This window comes from Proteus sp. fly-1089, assembly GCF_040138965.1.
GTDB lineage: Bacteria > Pseudomonadota > Gammaproteobacteria > Enterobacterales > Enterobacteriaceae > Proteus > Proteus vulgaris_B.
Map to the genome: position 1 here is coordinate 261638 of NZ_JBEETS010000003.1, position 18723 is coordinate 280360.

The 18723-nt window shown below is 37.8% G+C and carries 14 protein-coding genes and 1 riboswitch; of the genes, 5 read left to right on the forward strand and 9 right to left on the reverse strand.

What is annotated here, in order from left to right:
• Nucleotides 1-44 precede the first annotated feature (44 nt).
• Together bcsB and bcsC are read left to right on the forward strand one after the other, a co-directional pair.
• The gene (gene bcsB, locus ABN080_RS10325; RefSeq protein ID WP_349440958.1) at nucleotides 45-2366 is read left to right on the forward strand and encodes a cellulose biosynthesis cyclic di-GMP-binding regulatory protein BcsB; all 2322 of its coding nucleotides are present in this window, start codon (nucleotides 45-47) and stop codon (nucleotides 2364-2366) included.
• Between the two features lie 4 nt (nucleotides 2367-2370).
• Nucleotides 2371-5679: a cellulose synthase complex outer membrane protein BcsC gene (gene bcsC, locus ABN080_RS10330; protein WP_349440959.1), complete on the forward strand. Its 3309-nt coding sequence runs from the start codon at nucleotides 2371-2373 to the stop codon at nucleotides 5677-5679.
• Between the two features lie 81 nt (nucleotides 5680-5760).
• Here bcsC and ABN080_RS10335 read toward each other — a convergent pair whose 3' ends face one another.
• Genes ABN080_RS10335 through ABN080_RS10345 form a run of 3 tightly spaced genes read right to left on the reverse strand, consistent with a single transcriptional unit; the run spans nucleotide 5761 to nucleotide 6940 of the window.
• Nucleotides 5761-6174 carry a DUF6691 family protein gene (locus ABN080_RS10335; protein WP_349440960.1) on the reverse strand — a complete coding sequence of 138 codons (414 nt, stop codon included), beginning with the start codon at nucleotides 6172-6174 and terminating at the stop codon, nucleotides 5761-5763.
• Nucleotides 6175-6178: 4 nt separating this feature from the next.
• Entirely contained in the window at nucleotides 6179-6613 is a 435-nt protein-coding gene (locus ABN080_RS10340; RefSeq protein WP_072069292.1) for a YeeE/YedE family protein, read from the reverse strand.
• 3 nt (nucleotides 6614-6616) lie between these two features.
• Nucleotides 6617-6940: an ArsR/SmtB family transcription factor gene (locus ABN080_RS10345; protein WP_072069293.1), complete on the reverse strand. Its 324-nt coding sequence runs from the start codon at nucleotides 6938-6940 to the stop codon at nucleotides 6617-6619.
• A gap of 105 nt (nucleotides 6941-7045) precedes the next feature.
• Here ABN080_RS10345 and ABN080_RS10350 point away from each other — a divergent pair, with 105 nt between their 5' ends.
• Entirely contained in the window at nucleotides 7046-7561 is a 516-nt protein-coding gene (locus ABN080_RS10350; protein ID WP_141650204.1) for a SprT family zinc-dependent metalloprotease, read from the forward strand.
• A gap of 134 nt (nucleotides 7562-7695) precedes the next feature.
• Here ABN080_RS10350 and mgtE read toward each other — a convergent pair whose 3' ends face one another.
• The 4 genes from mgtE to hcp all read right to left on the reverse strand — a co-directional run bounded on the left by mgtE (nucleotide 7696) and on the right by hcp (nucleotide 12554).
• Nucleotides 7696-8769 (reverse strand): magnesium transporter, encoded by a 1074-nt coding sequence (mgtE, locus tag ABN080_RS10355; RefSeq protein WP_196553986.1) that lies wholly within the window; start codon nucleotides 8767-8769, stop codon nucleotides 7696-7698.
• A gap of 76 nt (nucleotides 8770-8845) precedes the next feature.
• Nucleotides 8846-9017: riboswitch (M-box (ykoK) riboswitch) on the reverse strand.
• Between the two features lie 216 nt (nucleotides 9018-9233).
• Nucleotides 9234-9569: a DUF6694 family lipoprotein gene (locus tag ABN080_RS10360; RefSeq protein ID WP_036935025.1), complete on the reverse strand. Its 336-nt coding sequence runs from the start codon at nucleotides 9567-9569 to the stop codon at nucleotides 9234-9236.
• A gap of 270 nt (nucleotides 9570-9839) precedes the next feature.
• Complete coding sequence (gene hcr, locus ABN080_RS10365) at nucleotides 9840-10844, reverse strand: NADH oxidoreductase (RefSeq protein ID WP_197268949.1); 1005 nt, start codon at nucleotides 10842-10844, stop codon at nucleotides 9840-9842.
• A 57-nt stretch (nucleotides 10845-10901) separates the two neighbouring features.
• Nucleotides 10902-12554: a hydroxylamine reductase gene (gene hcp / locus ABN080_RS10370; RefSeq protein WP_072069297.1), complete on the reverse strand. Its 1653-nt coding sequence runs from the start codon at nucleotides 12552-12554 to the stop codon at nucleotides 10902-10904.
• Nucleotides 12555-13047: 493 nt separating this feature from the next.
• On the opposite strand from hcp, the gene ABN080_RS10375 reads away from it, so the two are divergent.
• Nucleotides 13048-14529: an aldehyde dehydrogenase family protein gene (locus tag ABN080_RS10375; RefSeq protein WP_109407495.1), complete on the forward strand. Its 1482-nt coding sequence runs from the start codon at nucleotides 13048-13050 to the stop codon at nucleotides 14527-14529.
• A gap of 189 nt (nucleotides 14530-14718) precedes the next feature.
• On the opposite strand, the gene ABN080_RS10380 is transcribed toward ABN080_RS10375, so the two are convergent.
• Entirely contained in the window at nucleotides 14719-16119 is a 1401-nt protein-coding gene (locus ABN080_RS10380; RefSeq protein ID WP_349440961.1) for an alanine/glycine:cation symporter family protein, read from the reverse strand.
• A gap of 196 nt (nucleotides 16120-16315) precedes the next feature.
• On the opposite strand from ABN080_RS10380, the gene clcA reads away from it, so the two are divergent.
• On the forward strand, nucleotides 16316-17737 hold the full coding sequence (gene clcA, locus ABN080_RS10385) for a H(+)/Cl(-) exchange transporter ClcA (RefSeq protein WP_349440962.1): 1422 nt from the start codon (nucleotides 16316-16318) through the stop codon (nucleotides 17735-17737).
• Nucleotides 17738-17811: 74 nt separating this feature from the next.
• Here clcA and tehB read toward each other — a convergent pair whose 3' ends face one another.
• Nucleotides 17812-18666: an SAM-dependent methyltransferase TehB gene (gene tehB, locus ABN080_RS10390; protein ID WP_197268945.1), complete on the reverse strand. Its 855-nt coding sequence runs from the start codon at nucleotides 18664-18666 to the stop codon at nucleotides 17812-17814.
• Nucleotides 18667-18723 lie beyond the last annotated feature (57 nt).

Below are 18723 nucleotides of genomic sequence, written 5' to 3' on the forward strand. Positions count from 1 at the left end.
TTTGGGAATTTATTAATAAACAATAAGATCATTGGGTAACAATAATGAAAAAACGTTTTCTCATACTTGCCTTATTTATGCTGACTTCTTCAGTCCATGGAGATGAAACGCAAGAAGTGCAAACGAACACTTCAGTGCCACCGGTCACAATAACTGGAGCAGCATCTGAAGTTATTTCTCAAGCAGAGCCAACAAATACACCTTTGTCATCTGGTGATATAGCGCCTTCTGTGCGCCAAAAAACACTGAAATTTGCAAATACAGCCCCTAGCTATGGCGCTATTCATTTAACTGGGGTCAGCCCAGATGGCTATTTAGAATTTGGTGTACGGAGTGATGAATATGTTTCAAAAGCAACCCTAGATTTAGAATTTACGCCTTCACCATCGTTGCTTCCTGTCGAATCTCATCTTAATGTCTATTTAAACGATGAAATGATGGGTGTTATTACTCTAAAACCAGAAGATTTAGGTAAGAAAAATCAAATCACCCTACCGATTGATCCGCTTTTCATTCAAGATTTTAACCATATAAAACTCTCTTTTATTGGTCACTATCGTGAGATTTGTGAAAATCAAGCTAATACCACGCTTTGGCTTGACGTCAGTAAAAGTAGCCAATTAAATCTGACCTTCCAGTCGCTCCGTTTAAGTAATGAATTAGCTCATTTTCCTGAGCCATTCTTTGATAGCCGTGATTTCGGTTCAATAACTCTGCCGATGGTTTTCAGCCAATCACCTAACCTCACTCAACAAAAAGCGGCTGCAATACTCGCCTCTTGGTTTGGTACTCAAGTCGATTGGCGTCAGCAAAATTATCCTGTGTTTTATGATGCATTACCAAATCAACACAGTATTGTTTTTGCGACCAATAAACAAAAACCTGAATTTTTAAAACAGCATGCTGATGTTAATGCTCCCACTATCGAAATGCTGACTCATCCAACAAATCCTTATATCAAATTGCTTCTGATTATGGGACGTGATGATAATGATTTGATCACTGCAGTAAATGGTATCGCTCGTGGGCAAGTTATTTTCAGAGGAAATGTTGTCACTATCAATGAAGTAGAAAAGCTTATCCCTCGCGAGCCTTACGATGCACCCAAATGGGTTCAATTAAATAAACCTATTTATTTTAATACGTTACAAGATTATGAAGGTCAATTGCAATCACGAGGATTAAAACCTAATCCTATTACGTTAAATATGACCTTACCTCCTGATCTCTTTATGTTTAATAATACGGGATTACAAATGCAATTGCGTTATCGCTATACCACGCCTGCATTTCAAGATAATTCACGTATGTCTATTTCAGTAAATGACCATTTCATTAAGTCCTATCCTCTCGAAAAAGATAAAAAAGACAATCTTGTTATTGCTTACTTACCACTTATTCAAGGCTGGATTGAGCATAAAAATTTATTAAATATCCCTGCAGTAAAATTAGGTGAACGTAACCAAATTACATTTGCATTTGATTACACTAATCCAATACCGGGAGGTTCAACTGAGCAATGTATTACTTATCAACCTGTTCCAAACGCTGTTGCTATTGATGATTTATCCAGTTTCAATTTTACAGGTGATTATCGACATTATATCGCTTTACCTGATTTACGTGTTTACAGCCATGCAGGTTTTCCATTTAGCCGTTATGCCGACCTTTCTGAAACACTCATTTTTGTCAATCAGCAACCGTCTCCAACTCAGTTATCAACTCTTTTGATCTCTACAGGGAATATTGGTGCTCAAACAGGCTACCCAGCGCTTAATGTTTCACTAACTGATTCATTAGAAGAGCTACAAAAAAAAGATGCGGACCTACTTCTCATTGGGACTATTCCACCCGCATTAAATAATGACAAACAGATGAATGTATTGATTGATAAGGCACGTAGTGAAATTACATTGCCTTCTCGTGAAATCAGCATATTTAGCCATACTAGCTATCAACCTACAGATAAACGTCCAGATAGCCGGATCTCCTTAACTTCTAAGGGCTCAATGGGAGCCATTATCGGATTCCAATCACCATTCTTTTCACAACGTAGCGTAGTCGCTCTATTAGCTGATAGTACACAAGGTTACAAGCTATTGAATGAAGCTATCAGCGATAGCGGTAAACGTGATGCAATGCATGGCTCCGTGGTATTAGTCAGAGAATCTGGTGTTAATAGCTTACGTGTTGGTGATACTTATTATGTAGGTTACTTACCTTGGTGGGAGGAAGTTTGGTATGTCTTTGCTTCTCATCCAGTCTGGCTTGGTTTAGCAGCAATCATTGGTATTATTCTTGTCTCTCTTCTTATTTGGCGAGCAATGAAAATAAGAAGCCAACGTCGTTTAGCGGCTAAGGACTAAGGCTATGTGGCATTTTGGTCACTCGCATCGACGATCTATTATTGCTCTTTTTGTGCTGACAGGCTTCTTGCCTGTCACACAAGCCAGTGAAGAAACAACTGAAGCCTTTTTGCAAGAGCAAGTGAGATTAGGGACATCTACAGGAAATAAAGCTTTAGTGGCTCAATCGCTACATCGTTTATCTTTAATAAAACCCAATGATCCTAATATCTTATTAATGCAAATTCAGTTTGCTGTAAAACAGAAAGATAGTGCAAAAGCACAACTGTTATTTACTCAATTAGGCACTCAATTTCCACAATCAGAGCAATATCAGCGTGCAATAAAAACGTTATCATTAACAACAGATGAAAATCGGCAAAAACTACAAAGAGCTCAGCTTTATCGCACCGCTGGGCGTTATGATGATGCCTTAACTTTATACGATGAAATCTATCGGGGAATGCCACCTGATGAAACCTTAGCGCTAGAGTATATCCAAGTGCTAATGCAATCCTCACACGAGGATAAAATAGACCGACTTAATCATGTTTATCGTCAATACTCTCAAAATGAAAAAATAGCGAGTATTTATCAGCAACAAACAATAATGGCAACAACAAGTAGTATGGCAAGCATAAAGCCTAAATTTGATGTTTCGTCATTGCCTCTTGTTACATTGAAGCAAAAAGTACGCCAACAGCCTGATAATGCTGATATTGTAGGTGCCTTAGGTATCCGCTATTCTCGTGCTAATCAACGTGGTGCCGCAATTTATTATCTTTCTCAGGCGTTAAAATTAGCACCAAATCATGATAATAGTGGTCAATGGCAAACAATGTTGCAATCTAATCAATATTGGTATTTGGTTTCCAAAGCTGATGATGCCCTATTAATACAAGATTATGAAACAGCGGAGCGCTATTTCAATCAACTTAATAAATTAAGCCCTTATAAAAGTGAACCTTATCTTGGCTTAGGTGATATCGCTATTGCGCAACACCAATTAGAGGTAGCGGAAAAACATTATTTACAGGCATTAAAATATCAACCCAATCATCCCGCCACTTTACATAGTTTAGCGAAACTTTATCGCCAACAGTCTCATGAAAAGGCACAACAATTTATTTCCCATTTAACGCCAAGACAATATAAAAATTTGGCAGAAGATTATAGTTATATCATTTCAGGTATCAGACAAGATTTAGCTGCTGACGATGAGCATAAAGAGCAATATCTAAGTGCCATTGAAAAACGTAAAGCAATCGCTAAAGATTATCCTAATGATGTTTGGAATATTTATCGTCTTGCTGATGATTTATTAATGACACAGCAAGCCACTGTAGCTGAAGAATATTTTAATCAATTAAATCGTCGTCTCCCTAATGATGTATCTCGCCTTTATGCTTATGCGCTATACCTGAACAAAACAGGCCGAGAAACACAGGCTCTTGATACGCTAAAAACAATCCCTTTATCTCAACGTAGTGAAAGTATGAAAGCGTTAGATAGCCGATTACGTTCTGGTGAAATATTTGCACATGCTGAATCTTTACGAGCAAAAGGACAAGAACAACAAGCCGTTGATTATCTTTTTGCTCATATTCCACCAGAGCAAAAAATTCAAACTTATTTACTATTAGCAAATTGGGCTGAAGAACGAAATAACCTTGAACAAGCCTTAAGTTATTATCATACCGCACTCAATTTAGAGCCCAACAATGAAATTGCATTGTTGGGCGCAACAGATATTGCCTTAGAGCAAGGAAAGAAAGCACAGGCAAAATATTATCTTGCTAAAATTGAAACCCTTTCACCCAACCAATTTAATAGTAATTCTCTTAGACGTGTTGCTAATGCAGAAAAAGAGGTGGGTAATACAGAAAAAGCACAACATTACTTTGCGTATTTAACTCAACAAATTGAGAAAGAGCCGGAGAGTGCTGACGCTTTAGTGTTACGCGATATTGCACGTTTTCAGCGTGATGGACAACACCGTCAGCAAGCCCACTATTATTATCAACAAGCCATGATCAAAGACGGAATAACAGATAGATTGCCCAACGATAATAGTGAATACACCACATTAATGCGTAATGACGAAAAAGATAATTGGTTATCTCGAAGCTTACGTGCCGATGCTGAATCACTCTATCGTCAGCAAGAATGGCGTTTTACACTAGAACATGATTATTGGGGCTCTAGTGGAAGTGAAGGTTATTCAAAATTACGTGCTCACACTACGATGTTACAACTTGATCATCCTGTTTATGATGGCCGTTTTTTTTGGCGGGCAGATTTAGTCAATCTCAATAGTGGTAAACTTGGTACATCACCTTATGACTCTAAATTTGGAACTTGTTACCGTACAGGCTGTTCTCCTCTGGAACAAAAAGCCTTTGGTGTTAGCCCTGCAATTGGTTGGGAAAATGGACAATGGCAGTGGGATCTGGGTACAACACCATTAGGTTTTGAAGTGACAGACTGGGTTGGTAAAATTGCCTATAGTCATGATCTTTTTAATGTGGGTTGGACACTTGATATTCATCGTCGCCCGGTTAATAGCTCTTTACTTGCTTTTGGTGGACAACGAGATATTTGGACAAACCAAACGTGGGGGGGTGTAAGGAGAACAGGTATCCGTTTGAGTGGAAGTTATGATCTTGGCGGAAAAGACGGTTACTGGGGGGAAGTTTCTATTGATAAACTCACGGGTAAAAACGTTGAAGATAATAGTAGTATCCGAGGAATGGGCGGCTACTATTATAAAATTATCAATGAAAATAATCGTCGGGTTTCCGTAGGATTAAGTTCGATGCTTTGGCATTACGATAAAGATTTAAGTGGTTATACCTTAGGTCAAGGTGGTTATTATAGTCCTCAAAAATATGTTTCTTTGGGAATACCGATTAATTATCGTGAACGCACTGAAAACTGGTCTTGGGAATTATCAGGCTCAGTTTCTTGGTCTTACTCCCAAACTGATGACAGAAAACGCTACCCCTTACAAAATCTCGTCTCCGTCGATAAGTTTAATCGCTATATGAATGAACTTAGTCCTGAAGATCGAGAAGAAATGATGAAACTTTATTATCAAGAGCGTAATGCGGTTGATGAAGGTGACTCGGGTACTGGCATTGGCTATACCGCAAGAGCATTAGTTGAACATCGCATTACACCGCATTGGTTTATTGGCGCAGCTATCGATATTCAACAAGCTAAAAACTATACCCCTAGCCATGCATTAATGTATTTACGTTATTCATTTGATGGCTGGAACGGAGATTTAGATTTACCGCCAAATCCTCTGATCCCTTACGCTGACTTTAAATAATGTTCAACTCGTCAGACACAAACGGGAAGCCTAGAGCTTCCCGTTTAATATTTCTACAAATATAAACAGATTACATTGCCATTACGGTGCTTTACGCAAAAAGCCGACTAATAACCAACCTGTAATCATGGCAAGAACAAATAAAATACCTTGATAAAATCCCGCCCCTGCTAATACCAAACCTGGGCCCGGGCAAATCCCAGCTAATCCCCAGCCAATACCAAATAACACACTCCCCAACACGAGAGGTTTATCAATAATCTTATTGGTTGGAATATTTAAAGGGCACGCTAATATACTTTGTTGTCTACGGCGTGTTAATTGGTAGCCAATAATGCTGACAACAAGACCTGCCCCCATGATTACCAATAAAGAAGGATCCCAGTTTCCTGTAATATCCAAAAACCCTAAGATTTTTTGTGGGTTACTCATTCCACCCACGATCAACCCTGCACTAAATAGAAGGCCACAAAGAAAAGCAACGAGCTTTGTCATTTTATTATCCTCCCATTACATGCCGTTGAATATAAACAGTGATAAAAGCGGTCACCATAAACACTATCACAGCAACGATAGAACGACGCGATAATCGAGCTAATCCACAAATACCATGACCGCTAGTACAACCATTACCTAAACGTGTACCTGCTCCCACCAGCACACCTGCTATGATCAACATCCAAGGTGATGTTTCAATCACTGGCGCTAAAGGTTTATCAAAAAAATAAAACAGTGTAGGTGCTATTAACATGCCAATTAAGAATGCCCAACGCCAGCCATTCCCTTGCTGTTTTATTGATAAAATACCACCTAAAATTCCACTTATTCCTGCGATGCGGCCATTAAATAATAATAAAATAGCGGCAGCCGCACCTATCATTAGTCCACCTATTGCTGCACTTAAAGGCGTAAAGTGAACCCAATCTATATTCATAACTTAACCTGCTATAGGGCAATAAAGCTGATAAAGCGTATTAAGAAGCACTAATACTTTTTCATCAGCAATAGAATAAAAGATACGTTTCCCATCACGACGAGTATTCACTAATCCTTCATTGCGTAAAACAGTCAGTTGTTGAGAAAGTGTAGGTTGACGTATACCTAAACTTTCTTCTAATTCACTCACACTTTTTTCACCCTGACTTAATTGGCACAATAATAGAAGGCGATCGCCATTTCCTAGCGTCTTAAGCATGCTAGACGCTTCATTAGCCGCCGATTTCATTGCATCTAATAAATCAGGTTGAACTCGTTGTGTCATGGTAAACTCCATAATCAATATACTTTTTAATAATATGTTAATTTATATATTGTGCAAGTTTTCTTTTTATTGCGTGTTTGTATAAGGCGCTATATGCTCTGTAACATGAAAACGGTAAGAGTCCCCATCGCCTTAGTGCAAAGCGTTATGCGAACACTGCGTGAAAAATTGCAGCAGGCTAATCTTTATCTTAATACAAATTACCCAGAACCTACTCTACATTATAATCAGAGAGGGACTATTGCAGGCAGTGCCTATTATGCAAATTGGGAGATCCGTATTAATCCTACATTATTGATTGAAAATAAACAGAATTTTATTGAGGAAGTTATTCCCCATGAACTAGCGCACTTATTAGTTAATCGACATTTCGGTCGCGCAGCGCCTCATGGAAAAGAGTGGAAATGGATGATGGAAACAGTATTAGGCGTTTCAGCTAAACGTACCCATCATTTTGATGTTAGTACTGTTAAAGCCAAAACCTTTCGTTATGCTTGCCAATGTGAAGAAGAACATCAACTTACAATCCGCCGTCATAACAAGGTGTTACGTGGTGAAAATCAATATCGTTGCCGTCATTGTCAATCAATTTTGCAATTTATAGAACAATCGAAATTCTAGCCTAATTCACTAGGTAGCAGATCTCAGCCTTGCCTAAAATACATTTAATTCGAATAAAATTTAGCAAAAAATAAAGCCGATATGTTAGTAAAATCACATCGGCTTTATCTTGAGAATAAATATGTGGGATTGTCTTAGGCAAACTCGCTCATCACATGAGATGCGATTTCAAAGTAAATAATAAGACCTGTACCATCAATTAACGTTGCGATAAACGGTGCTGACACAACAGCTGGATCAATACCTAAACGCTTTAATACCATTGGAATAACAGACGAAACAATTGCACTCCAAACGGTAATAGAAACAAGTGTTAATCCAACAACAATCATCACTTCCATTCCAACACCTAAGAACCAAGCTCGTACAAAACCCGCGATCCCCATGGTTAACGCAACCATGATAGATGTTGTTATCTCTTTTCTTAAAACAGACCACACATTGCGTAAGCTAACTTCTCCTAACGCCATAGCACGAACAAGCGTTGAAGTAATTTGCGTTCCGCTATTTCCCCCAGTACCAATCAGTAATGGAATAAAGAATGCCAATGAAATGGCGGCTTCTAGTCTATCTTCAAAAGCATGTAATACCGTACTGGTATACGCTTCTGCCACAAACAGCATCAATAACCATACAACACGTTTACGCCATAATGTCACTGGACTGGTTTCTAAATAAGGCTGCTCTAATGGTGACGTTGCCCCTTGCATCTGTGCGTCAAGGGTATTTTCATCTTCAATCAATTCCGCAATATCTTGAGGACGTAACACACCCACTAATTTTCCAAAATGCATCACAGGTACACTGTCTAAACCGCTATGGCTAATCAATTGATATACATCATGTCGATTCTGCTCAGGTGATACAGAGAAAAAAGTTTGACGCATAACATCAGACACAAACAGATCATTTGCCGCGGTTAATAATGATTTAACAGGTAAAATCCCATTAAGATAATTATCTTTATCCACCACATATAAATAAGTTGGGATTAATTCATCTTTTAAATCATTAACCAATTGAGCTTTCACATTTTCAACAGAATCAGCGACAGAAACTGCAATATAAGACTGGCTCATATAAGCACTAACGGTTGCATCATCTTTTAAACGATTATATTGGTCTTGAGTTGAGTTGTTTTGCGGTGTGTTTAAGGATGCATCTGCAACTAATACAGCATCCATTTTGTTTTGAGTATTGAAAGTCATTTTTGTGGTTCCCTATTACTGTTTGTGTTTAGCAAATCAGTTCTCCATAGGGGCGAAACCAGAAGCGAGAATGCAAAAGCTATCTACACGTCTCGGTTTTAGCACTATACAACGTATCCGATGAATACTGGAAGTTACATGGGGATATACCTTCGGTCGATATATCCTGTCCTAATCTTGGGCGTCTCTCGACGTCGTCAGATCAGTAACCTGTGTTTGTATAGGAGCCTCGCCTAACGAGATACTGCCATTTTCTTGCGAATGCGGCGCGCATTATAACCACTCACATTATAATGGAAAGCACGATAACGATTTTGTTTAAGTTCTATTGAAAATGATGCCAAGAATATTCATCAGGCAATTAAATAACATAATTTCATTTTGAACTAATATATAAAAAGAAATAAACCTCTTCTACGAAAGTAAAAATCGCATAAATCAGAGGTAATTTGTTTATTAATTGATTATTTAAATGCTAATTTTTGCACTCTTATTTCTTCTGCTTGTGAAAATATCTCTTTTACCGTTTTACCATCTAATGATTGGCACATTTTACGGGTGATCATATCGCCATTCTTATGACGCCCTGCAATCACTAAATCATTAAAATTAATATCATTAAGGATCGCTAATTCTATTGCTTCGTCAAAACGTGCTTGCTCATCAAGGGGGAGAGAATTACGCATTTCAACAATTGACATACGTAATGACTCTACATTAGAGCCATCAAGGGTTTGTTGAGGTTTTTCACAGCCAGATAACATGACACTAAACAAACAAATAACTAACAATTTTTTCATATACCCCCCCTTACCCAATCAATAGTTTAAATAATAGCAGAATGTTTATAAGGAAACTTCACACTGATTAAAATATATTTTTATTAACTCCTCCATTTCAATACTTTTATTATTCTGAATAAATAAAAATGGAGTTTAAATTAAAATAAAGGGGGGTATTTTCCAGATTAATACCACATTTAATGGGAAGAATAGACATAAAAAACCCCGTTAATAAATTAACAGGGCAAAAAATAGAAAAATAGAAGGAAAGAGTTTAATCAAAAGAGATTATGCTAGCTCAACATCACCTTTTAAACGGCAACTACACGCTAACACATAACCTTGCGCAATCTCTTCAGGCGTTAATGTACTAGTGCTGGAAACATCATAATCACCACTAATAATTCGCGTTTTACAACTGCCACAAACTCCTGCACGACAAGCAGCAAAAACAGGCACTTTATTCTCTTCCATTGCCGTTAACAAAGTAACACCAACAGGAACTTTAATTTGCGATAATGGATGACGAATAGTCATGGTTAATTGTTCATTTTCATCAACGCAAACAGGTTCATCACCAAAACGTTCCATAAAGATATTCTCAGCTGGTACACCAAGATTTCTTGCAAAACGTCCTGTGTCTTCCATGTAACTATTTGGGCCACAACACATAACAGTGCGACTCGCAATATCAGGTACTAATGCAGCTAATTTTTCTTGAGAAATGCGACCACTAAATATCCCTTTATTATCAGGTAATTTAGGCATCATAATAAAATTGAGATTATAGGGATACGCATTGGCTAATTCGATCCACTCTTTCTCAAAGATAAACTGGCTTTGCTCACGAATATTAAAAATGACTGTGATATTCGCTTTAGGTTGAGTATTTAGCAACCAGCGTGTCATCGACATCACAGGGGTAACACCACACCCTGCGGCTAACATTAAATAACGAGCATCTTCTTTTCCTGCACAAGTAAATTCACCTTGGGCATCAGATAACCAAAGATAATCACCTGGTTTGACTTGTGATGTTAACCAACCTGAACCAATACCATTTTCTAAACGGCGAACAGTTAAAGTGACAAAAGGGCTTAATCCTGGAGAAGATGAAATGGTGTAAGCACGCATTGTTTCATCGCTATTATTGATACTAACCAATGCAAATTGACCTGGTTTGTATGAATAAAAGTCGTGATTAATTAAATTTAATGTCCACACTTCAGGGGTTTCCTGAACAATTGAGTGAACTTGCATACGATTAGGGCAAAGGGAACTTGGCATCGTCATGGATATTTATTCCTTACCGAAGCCCGTAGGCCTCGGCAATGATGATGAATTAAACGATTAAGCTGAAAGGATCTCTTTAAGATCTTGTTCTGGTGTAGTGATAGAGCGCATACCGAACTTCTCATTTAAGACTGCCAGCAGATTGTCTGTTAAGAACGCTGGTGCTGTAGGGCCGGTATAAATGTTTTTTACGCCTAATGAAAGCAGAGTTAATAAAATAACAATCGCTTTTTGCTCAAACCAAGACAAAATTAAGGACAGTGGTAAATCATTGACACCACAACCTAATTTTTCAGCTAGATTAACTGCTAGCATAATCGCAGAGTAAGCATCGTTACACTGACCCACATCAAGTAAGCGTGGTAACCCTTCTAAAGTACCAAAATCTAATTTATTAAAGCGGTATTTACCACACGCCAATGTCATAATTAAACAATCTTGCGGGATTTCTCTTGCTAGATCAGTGTAATAACTACGTTCACCACGGCTACCATCACAACCACCAACCAAGAAAACATGACGTAATTTTTTCTGTGAAACTAAATCAATCACTGTATCAGCCGCATTTAATAGTGTTTCACGACCAAAACCAACCGTAATTAAATGCTCAATTTCACTATATGGGAAACCCTCTAATGATTGAGCTTGTTCAATCATTTCAGAGAAATCATCACCTGTGATGTGTTTTACACCCGGCCAGCCAACAATACTGCGAGTCCAAATACGATCACCGTAATTACCCACATTAGGATCAATAATACAGTTTGATGTCATTAATACAGGGCCTGGGAATTTCGCAAATTCAATTTGCTGATTCTGCCAACCACTACCATAGTTACCCACTAAGTGTTTATATTTTTTAAGTTCTGGGTAACCATGAGCAGGTAACATTTCACCATGAGTATAAATGTTGATACCTTTACCTTCAGTTTGCTCAAGTAGCATTTGTAAATCTTTCAGGTCATGACCTGAAATTAATATTGCTTTACCTGCAACAGGGCGCACATTAACCGTAACTGGCGTTGGGTTACCATAAGCTTGTGTTTCACCTTTATCCAAAATTGCCATAATGCGGAAGTTCATTTGACCAATACCCATCGCATTTTCTAACAATTCATTCATATCAGCAGGATCAGTTCCTAACCACGCCATATAGCGGTGATACTCTGCATAAATTTCATTATCGTATTGGCCTAAGACATGCGCATGTTCCATATAAGCAGCAGCACCTTTTAAGCCATATAAACACAGCATACGTAAGCCATGAAGATCATCACCAATCTGTGCTTTATCACCATTTAAGGCAAATAGCTGGGCTTGTTTTTGTAAACTGTCTAAATCATTTCCAGCTAATTGAATTTCAGCTCTTGGATTAGTGACCTGAATCGCTGCATTTTTTGCTAAGGTGCGAGACTTCAGACTTTCACGGAAATAGATAGCTTCTTTCGCATAGCCGACAATGCGATCAGAATCAAAGTTGACGTTAGTTAACGTAGAGAAAAAAGCGCGAGGCGCAAAGCTGTCTACATCATGATCAATAATATCAACACTACGTGCCGCTAATGCCCAGGCAGATAGTCCTTCTAATACAGCAACCAATAAATCTTGAAGATCTGAAGTTTCTGCTGTTTTACCACACATACCTTGCGCATAGGCACAACCATTACCTACAGGCGTTTTCATTGTTTGTTCACATTGCACACAATACATATCGTATTCCTTCTAATAAAAGATAACGCTTTATTTTTATAAGTTGCATTTTAGATGCAACATAAGAATACGCCATTTTTATCAGAGAGAAAGTGCAATATTGAATAATTTAAATGTTGTTTGATCTAACGCAATTTCTAGCAAATCTTTTAATATCTTTTTTTTTATCTTTTGATTTTACATAAATCTAAAGCCTGATTTTTTGAACAGATTGATTAATCGCATTACACCTTTGATAAGAAAATGAGAAAGAATATTGAAGAATAACTGATGGGTATTTTTTGTTTAATCATATAAAGAGTGAGAGATGAAACGATTAAATTAATTCAATTTTGTTAAATCAGTAATATTCATTACTATTTTTTATAGTTAATATCACCTATTGCATCAATAGCTAATCAAATTATTTCATTTGATATATGTTATTAGCACGAGTATTACGAAATGAAATTATAAGTTTAAATGATGCTCACCCCTACATTGGAGATTAAAAATGATTAAACTAAATAATGTTCCATCAGAATTTCGTCCTCTAGAAAGCTATAAAATGCTAATTGGAGGAGAATGGGTAACTAGCACATCGCAAAAAACAACTAAAACCTATAGCCCTGCAACCGGTGAATTATTAAGTGAATACCAATCAGGAAGTGCCGAAGATGTCGATCGCGCCGTCACTGCCGCACGTAAGGCATTCAAAACATGGAGTAAAACATCTCCAGCAGAGCGCCAAGCCCTCTTATTAAAAATTGCAGATCGCTTAGAGCAAGAGCAAGAACGCTTTGCTTGGATCGAATCATTAGATAATGGTAAGCCACTCAATGAGTCGAAAAACATAGATTTACCTGCCTCTATTGACCATTTTCGATATTTTGCAGGCGTGATACGCTCTCATACCGATGAAAGTGCCGTCCTAGACGAAAATACCATTAGCCTTGTTATTCGTGAACCCATTGGCGTAGTTGGACAAATTATTCCATGGAACTTCCCATTATTAATGGCAGCATGGAAATTGGCGCCAGCAATTGCCGCGGGTGATACTGTCGTAATTAACCCAGCAACACTGACTTCCCTTTCATTATTAGAGCTAGGCCGTATTTTAAATGAAATATTACCAGCTGGTGTAATTAATATTGTTACGGGACGTGGATCTGTTGTAGGACAAGCTATTTTAGAGCACCAAGATATTGATAAACTGGCGTTTACAGGTTCTACCAATGTGGGTTATACAGTAGCAGAAGCCGCAGCGAAAAAAATGGTTCCAGCAACACTGGAATTAGGCGGAAAATCAGCCAATATTGTTTTCCCTGATGCAAATATGAAAAAAGCGGTCAAATATTCAGCATTGGCAATATTGATGAACCAAGGACAAGCTTGTGAATCAGGTTCACGTCTGTTCTTGCACAAAGATATTCATGACGACTTTTTGAAAGCATTAAAAACTGAATTTGAGAGTATTCGTGTCGGTGATCCCCTTGATCCTAATACACAAATGGGTACACAAGTTAGTCAAGATCAAATGGATACTATCTTAGGCTACGTTGAACTCGCAAAAAAAGAAGGTGCAACTGTTTTAACTGGTGGTGAACGTATTACGGGTGAAGGCTACGATGATGGATTCTTTGTTCGTCCTACTATCATCATTAACGCAACTAACCAAATGCGCGTTGCACGAGAAGAAATTTTTGGGCCTGTATTATGTGTTATTCCATTCGATAATGAAGATGAAGTGATCGAAATGGCAAATGATTCAGAATATGGACTTGGTGGTGGTGTTTGGACTCAAGATATTAACCGAGCCTTACGTGTTGCAAAAGCAGTAAGAACTGGTCGTATGTGGGTTAACACTTATCATGAACTCCCAGCTCACGCACCATTTGGGGGTTACAAGAAATCAGGTTTAGGACGTGAAACACATAAAATGATGTTAGATGCTTATAGCCAAGTGAAAAACATCTTCATCAGTATGAAAGAATAAGATTTTCTCTCTTTTCTAAATTCTTATAAATATAATATCTATACTCATCTCTTCGCCTTCTCCCCAGAAGGCTTTTTATTATCTATAATTTCTCACACTTTAAATTAGCGCTATAAAAAAAACCGTATGCCAAATTCTAAGTTGCATACGGTTTTTTGTTGTGTTTTTTAGCCAATAAGTAAGAACGAGTTACTCTGCTTCGGCTTCTTTTTTGTTTACTGAATGAGTTTCTTTATCTAACCCAATATTATCAGCGTTAACATCTTTTATATGATCTTTTGTTAAGCGATAAACAACTGGGCTCAATAAAGCTAATGCAATTAAGTTAGGAATAGCCATCATTGCATTGAGTGTATCGGCCAATAACCACACAAACTCTAATGATTGTGTTGCCCCTACCGGTAATGCAATCAGCCATGCAATACGAAATGGCATAATAGCTTTAGGTCCAAAAAGATATTGCACACATTTCTCACCATAAAAACTCCATCCTAAAATAGTAGTAAATGCAAAAATGGCTAACGCTATGGCCACAATATAGTTACCACCCGGAATAGCGATAGAGAATGATGCGGCAGTTAATGTCGCTCCACTTTGTCCTGTTAGCCATTGTCCTGTAATAACGATGGTTAATCCCGTAACAGAACAAACGATGATGGTATCAATAAATGTCCCCAACATCGCAATCAAACCTTGGCGAACAGGATTTTGTGTTTTAGCTGTTGCGTGTGCAATAGGCGCACTACCCAATCCTGCTTCGTTAGAGAAAACACCACGCGCTACACCAAAACGGATCGCAGCCCAAACGGCTGCACCAGCAAACCCACCTTGAGCAGCAACTGGAGTAAATGCTGATTTAACAATAAGGACAATAGCATCAGGAATGGCTGTCACATTTAGCGCTAAAACAACAATACCAGCACCAAAATAGCCAACAGTCATGATAGGAACTAATTTACCCGCGACATCGGCAATACGTTTGATTCCACCAATGAGTACTGCGCCAACTAAGACAACTAACACAATGGCGGTAATGGTAGTTGAAATACCAAAATTACTTTGTAATACATCTGCGACTGAGTTAGCTTGCACCGTATTACCAATACCGAAACCAGCAAAGCTACCGAAAATAGCAAAAACGGTACCTAACCAAACCCAATTTTTACCCAAACCATTCTTGATGTAATACATTGGGCCACCAACATAGTTTCCGTATTTATCAACTTCACGAAAACGCACTGCTAATACAGCTTCAGAATACTTTGTTGCCATCCCCACCAATGCCGTCATCCACATCCAAAACAAAGCACCGGGACCACCTAATACAACTGCCGTTGCAACACCAGCGATATTACCTGTTCCGATAGTTGCTGAAAGTGCCGTCATCAATGCATTAAAGGGCGATATTTGTCCTTCGCCTCTTTTATCATTTTTTTCAAATAGAAGTTTAAATCCTGTACCTAATTTTCGGATAGGTAAGAAACCGAGCCGAAACTGCATAAAAAGACCAATACCTAGAATACCGACAAGCATCGGCACTCCCCATACCACGCTATTTATAGCGCTTAATATATTTGTGATGAAATCCATAAATTACCCTTTCTCGTCCAAAATGTTATATAAATATGTATTTTTTGTTATCAATTACACTAAAGATGAAAAAGTGAAAATATGCTAGAAAAAAAAACGACTAACTCTAAAATTGATTACGTTATGTGAGAAATATCACTTCAATACAAAATTACGCTATCATTATGTTCATTGTTACAATACATAAATCAAAGTTATGCATAACCGTAAATCTATCCAAAATAGCCAAAATGAACGACGTTTTAATTTATTCAGAAAAGCTCAAGAAACCAACCTTGCGCCACTGAAAGTCCTGCTACTGTCTGCCATAGTTGGTTCGCTTGCTGGATTAGTGGGTGTTTTATTTGAAAAAAGTGTGAGTTGGGTTATAAACTTCAGGCAAGAAGAGCTCGTCAAAATCTTCACCAATCCTTATGTTCTGGTAATTATTACATTGTTCTTTTCCTCTATTTTAGCCATGCTCGGTTACTATTTAGTGAAAAAATTCTCACCTGAATCAGGAGGATCTGGTATCCCTGAAATTGAAGGGGCAATGATAGACATTCGCCCTGTTCGTTGGTGGCGAGTATTACCAGTAAAATTTATTGCCAGTATTGGAACATTAGGCTCAGGCATGGTATTAGGTCGTGAAGGCCCAACGGTTCAATTGGGTGCCAATATTGGTCAATTGGTTAATGATATTTCTCACTTAAAAGATAAAGAATCACGTCACACATTATTAGCAACCGGCGCAGCTGCCGGATTAACAGCCGCTTTCAATGCACCTCTTGCGGGTATTTTATTTATTATTGAAGAGATGCGTCCTCAATTTAAATACAACCTTATTTCTATTAAAGCGGTTTTTATTGGAGTAATTATGTCATGCATTGTCTTTCGCCTATTTAATGGTGAAGGCGGTGTCATTCATATTGGTAAATTTTCATCAGCCCCACTCAACACACTTTGGTTATATTTAGTCTTAGGTATGTTATTCGGCGTTATTGGCGTTATATTCAGTAAATTGCTTTTTTATGTTCAAACTCAGTTCCAACATTTTTATCAAGATAAAACTTCACGTTTTGTTTTAACTGGCGGTATTATTGGTGGACTTTGTGGCCTATTGGCACTTATTATTCCTGAAATTACTGGCGGTGGATTTAGTATTATTCCAGCACTCAGTACCGGACAATATTCTCTTATTGCACTGTTACTTTTCTTTATTTTACGAACGATCACATCCATTATTAGTTTTGCATCTGGCGCTCCAGGTGGCATATTTGCCCCCACTCTCGCATTAGGCACTCTGTTTGGTAGTGCATTCGGATTAATAGCAACATTACTTTTCCCTGATTATCAAATTCAAATTGGTACTTTTGCCATTGCTGGTATGGGAGCTTTATTTGCGGCAACAGTAAGAGCACCACTAACTGGAATAGTTTTAGTCTTAGAAATGACAGATAATTATCAGCTTATCCTTCCAATGATAATCACCTGTTTAGGAGCGACAATGTTGGCACAGCTATTAGGTGGTCGCCCTATTTATACTGTTTTATTAGAACGCATCTTACAAAAGTCTGAAACAAAAGAACATACAGACCAAGCTGATGACATTAAAAGTGATAAATCACCACAACAATAAAACAGACTTTAACAGATAAAAAAATACCCCAACTAAAAAATTGGGGTATTTTGAAATAAATGTTATGACCTGAATTATTTTTTACGCGCAATTAATGTCGCAAAATTCAAAGCAATACGATTACCATTAGCATCAGTTTTATGTAAATGACCAGGGTTTTCATTATATTTAATAATTTCCCAGTCTTTATAGTAATCCGCTAATTCGCCTTGGCGTAAAAAAGTCTTAAAAGGAATTTCAGCAGGATCACTATTCGCTGTTTCAACCGGACAAACAATCACATTAATACCATTACTATTAGTACATTCTTGCATATTTTTAATAATGCTTTCAATTCGTTCACGTTGGCAGAACATCAACACAACGGTTGAAATAATAATGTCATATTTTTCAGTCAGTGAAGCTTCATTTATATCGTATAAACCGCTTTTTACTGCAAAACCTGTTTTAGCTTTAACGGTTTCAATCGCATCAATATGAGAGGCATTAATATCTAATGCAGTGACATCATACCCTTGAGACGCTAAATAGAAGCTATTACGTCCACGCCCTGCACCTAAATCCAAAACCTTGCAAGGCTGAGTCAATGTTGCCATGTAACGCACTTCAGAATGCGGTAGTGATAAGTCATTTTCTTTAAAAAGTTTATCTTCTGGCGCACATAAAAATGAAAGCTGGCAACGTACATCATCGCTCGCTTTATCAATTTTATGCCATTGTTGAGGCTGAATGAGTGGAGGTTGATTTTCCGTATCACAATCCACCGAAATTTGCGAACCGTCATCATTAAATACAACAAATGTCATATTACCTTGCAGGACTCGCATTTGAGCATAAGTGCCTTCTTTTGTATTGTGGCGTTCTAATAACGCCAAAGGAATTGATGTTCGTGTCCACTCTGGCATTGTTTTATAACTAACAAGTTCCATAATTCAACCTCACTTAAGATGCATATTAAATACATCTTATGGTAATCATAATCGTTC